The organism is Desulfatiglans sp., assembly GCA_012513605.1.
Taxonomy (GTDB): domain Bacteria; phylum Desulfobacterota; class DSM-4660; order Desulfatiglandales; family HGW-15; genus JAAZBV01.
Map to the genome: position 1 here is coordinate 1 of JAAZBV010000015.1, position 2,685 is coordinate 2,685.

Genomic DNA, 2,685 nt, shown 5'->3' on the forward strand with positions numbered 1-2,685 from the left:
AGTCTGAGGGCATAGGCCGCAGAAATATAACATATAACCATACTAATATGCCTGTGCAGATATCATATAAAGGAGGTACACCCACATATCTTACCTATGATGGAGAGGGTAACAGGATTAAAAAGGTGCAGGGCTCTTCAACTACAATATATGTAGGGGATATATTTGAAAAGCGGGGAACCCTTGAGGTAAGCCATATATATGCCCATGGTAAAAGGATAATATCACGTACCAGTGATGGTAAGGAGTACTACACCCATACGGACCACTTGGGTTCTACAAACCTTGTAACAGATGAAACAGGGCAGGTTCTGGAAGAGAACGGATATCTGCCATTTGGCGGAGCACTTTTCAGAAATGAGTACAATGGCGGTACATTTAAATCCGCATACAGGTACACCGGCCAGGAGCTTGACAGTGAATATGAGCTGTATAACTACAATGCCAGGCTCTATGACCCTGTTATGAGCAGGTTTATTTCACCGGATACGATTATCCCGGATCAATATAATCCACAGGCACTCAACAGGTATTCATATTGTTTGAATAATCCATTGAAATATACTGATCCAACTGGACATTATGCAGGAGTCTATGGGCCAGATGATTATAACCCTTGGAGCAGTGTAGATTGGCAGCTTGGTCAATCTTATCATTATTATATTCATAACCCGAATCTATTTGGACTTTTAGCTGGTCCTGAAATATTTGGTATTCAACAAGCTAGAGAAATGAATGAAAGATATATTTCAAATCTAAACAACTTGTTTAGAATGGCAGAGGGAATGGACCTATTTGGCATGCATACATTAAATAAACAACAATACTCGAAAAATTATAAAGATAAATGTATGTCACTTCTTGAAAAAGGTAAAGGTTATGATGCACCACAAAATACAGACACGCTTATAAAGTTAATGAATGAATTTGTGGCAGATAATAAAGGTGTGAAGATTAGTTTCGATAATATTGGAAATTTTGGTTCAATGGATGTATTTACCGGTAACGTTACAATTGGCCCAGCAGCATGGCGGTCTAAAGGTTTTCTAATGTCAACGATTGGACACGAAGTCGTTATCCATTTTATGGATCAATATACACGCAATAATATTTGTTCAAAATTCGATGCTCAATGTGGTTATATGACAGAATATCATGCATATTTGTATGAACTTAATAATATAGGTACCATTTTTAATTTATCCCCTGATGAGGTGAAATTTGTAGAATGCAGATGTGAATATTTTTACTATAGTTTAGATGCAGAGCATAGAGCACTTGTAGATGATGGCATATATTTCCCACCTAAAAAATAAAGGAGATAACATGAAAATGATAAAACTTATTTTTCTATTAATTATGCTTTTTACAAATTGTTCTTTAGCGATAGAACCATTAAAAATGGAATTTATTAATAATGACAACAACTTGATATTAACATTAAAAAATGTTTCATCAGGTATATTATTAGTAAATAAATATTTTTATTTCGCATCAGAACATGCTTTTGGCCCGCCGACAGTCGAGTTTGAAATATTAGATAAAGAGGGCAATAAAATGGATATTACTATTGAGGTCTTTGAAAAGGGTGTTTCAGAAGAAGATATAGTAACATTATATCCTCAAGAGTTTATCGGAAAAGTGTTTGAAACACAAAATCTAATTAAATCATATTTTTTTTTGGAACCAGGGGTATATAAAATAAGAGCTACGTATAAAAATAAAAGTGAATATTGGGCAGATAAAGGTGTTTATAATGGAAGTTTAACATCAGAATACGTCACCTTTGAAATAACAGAAAAAGCAATGGAAGATGCAAGAGGGAAAGATTGGCGTAAGAGGAAAAAGGAGGCGCTAGAACGAAGAAAAAAAGTCGAAGAGCGATGGAAATAAAGTTGAAGCGGCAGAGCGGGACAACGTCCACAAGAAACGAAAAAAACTGAATTATTGAACTAACATAACAGTTTAGCATTAATTTTCTAATATAAAATCATGATGATCATCGTCAATAAGAGAGGGAACAGATTATGACTGCAGCCAGTAAAGAAAAGATGATAGGGGTGATTGTTTGTGTTTTATTATTCTGCTTTGTAAGCATTGCAAATGCACAGGAAAAGATAACTGATAAAACATTGATGAGCCTTGATTCAGAAGTAAAGGGATATCTTGATAAAGGGGACATTAATAACGCAGGGACTAAAATACTTGATGCCTATGAAAAGGCAGCAAAGGATAAAGGCAGCTTAAGCCCTGCTGCAACAAAAAATTTATCAGACACCCTTTTAAAGATGGGTGAAGCTGTGCATAAAAGAGATGGGGCTGATAAAGCAAAAGCATGGCTTGAGAAAGCTATCGAGATGGATAATAAAAATGATGAAGCCCATATGCTTCTGGGCTGGACATACTTTGAGAAAAAGGATTTTGATAAATCATTGAGTTTTTTTAAGGCTGCAAACGCTGTTAACCCAAGCGCTAAAAGTTACCAATTAATGGCTGTTACCTATTTCCAGAGCAAAGCATACCAGAAGGCCCTTGAAGCATGCGATGCTGGCATTAAAAGGCATCCAACCGCCGAAGTTGCCTCTGCCATGCTGAATATCAGGGCTATGTCCAACCTGATGTTAGGGAACCAGGATAAGGCGAAAAATGATTATCTTACCGCTATCAATAAAGACCCTGATAATA

The 2,685-nt window shown here is 36.0% G+C and carries 3 protein-coding genes; all 3 read left to right on the forward strand.

The genetic code is table 11. The features are described 5' to 3' along the window. Nucleotides 1–1,316 (forward strand): RHS repeat-associated core domain-containing protein (locus GX654_01800; GenBank protein ID NLD35580.1); only part of this gene is annotated, 1,316 nt, incomplete at its 5' end. A gap of 10 nt (nt 1,317–1,326) precedes the next feature. Further along, nucleotides 1,327–1,893 carry a hypothetical protein gene (locus tag GX654_01805; protein NLD35581.1) on the forward strand — a complete coding sequence of 189 codons (567 nt, stop codon included), beginning with the start codon at nt 1,327–1,329 and terminating at the stop codon, nt 1,891–1,893. Between the two features lie 134 nt (nt 1,894–2,027). Continuing rightward, on the forward strand, nt 2,028–2,685 hold a 658-nt coding region (locus tag GX654_01810; GenBank protein NLD35582.1), incomplete at its 3' end, for a tetratricopeptide repeat protein.

What these genes read in the sequence shown, in the direction of transcription:
- GX654_01805 (NLD35581.1), top strand. Translation starts at nt 1,327, where the DNA reads ATGAAAATGATAAAACTTATTTTTCTATTAATTATGCTTTTTACAAAT.